Here is a 1,049-nt window from a genome sequence, read left to right on the forward strand (position 1 = left end):
TAGGTTCTCCGTGTCGGCGTCGGGACCGGCATCGCCGAACGACGTTGCGTTGGCGTCCATCACATAATGGTCGGACGGCGCATCGGGGGTAACGACGGTGACCAGCGCCAACCCGGCAACCGCGCCTGCAAGCCCGACGCCGGCGAGCCCGAAGCCCAGCCACCAGAGTCGGCGGTGCCGTCCCTGCCTGATCTCGGACGTGGCGTTGGCGACAATCTTGCCATGCAGCGAACGGCTGGGGGCTTCGACATGATGCCGGTCGAGGATGGCGTCGAGCCTGCCGGCGCTCGCCAAGATGGCGCGGCCCTCTTCGCTTTCGGCAAAAAGCGTTGCGGCGGCCTGCTCGGTCCGCGGCCAGCGATGCAAGGCGCTGCCATAGGCGTCCGCCAGCGCGGCGAAGCGCTTGGCATCCAGCTGCACGTCGGTGGTCTTCCGGTTCTCAGCCATCTCGTTCCCCCTTCCACGGCTCTAGCGTGGCCCCCCACGCCTTCATCCAAAAATTCGGCAATGCCTTCGCCGTCTCAGTCATCGCCATCATCTCCGATGAGCAGGGCCTGCAGCGCGCGGCGACCCCGCGCGAGCAGGCTTTCCAGCGCATCGACGCTGACCTGCATGGCGCCGGCGGCTTCGATGTTGGACAGCTCCTGATAATAGACGAGCACGATCGCCTCGCGCTGGCGCGGTGCGATGCGTAGCAAGGCCTGCTGGACGCGCCGGCCCTCGTCTCCGGCAAGGGCGTCGGGAAGCGGTCTCTCATCGGCCACCTCCGGCAGTTCGTCCGTCGTCCATTCGCGGCGCCGCCGCAGCCGGTCGTAGCAGAGGTTGAGCGCCACCCGGTGGATCCAGGTGTCGAAGCGCGCGTGCCCCTGGCGCCAGCCGGAGGCATGGCGCCAGATGCGCACGAAGGTCTCTTGGGCAACGTCTTCGGCCTCTGCCGCGTCGCCCAGCATGCGGGTGGCGAGCGAAAGCACGCGCGGCAGCTTGCGCGCCACCATCGCCTGCACGGCGGCTTGGTCGCCGGCACTGATGCGCCGTACCAGTTCCTCGTC

At 68.4% G+C, this 1,049-nt stretch carries 2 protein-coding genes; both read right to left on the bottom strand.

Annotated features, from left to right (window positions below):
- On the bottom strand, window positions 1–447 hold a 447-nt coding region (locus EOA29_RS37570; RefSeq protein ID WP_126090408.1), incomplete at its 3' end, for a hypothetical protein.
- A gap of 74 nt (window positions 448–521) precedes the next feature.
- Window positions 522–1,049 (bottom strand): RNA polymerase sigma factor (locus EOA29_RS37575; protein ID WP_127222467.1); only part of this gene is annotated, 528 nt, incomplete at its 5' end.

Origin of the sequence: Mesorhizobium sp. M1E.F.Ca.ET.063.01.1.1, from assembly GCF_003998155.1 — a bacterium.
GTDB lineage: Bacteria > Pseudomonadota > Alphaproteobacteria > Rhizobiales > Rhizobiaceae > Mesorhizobium.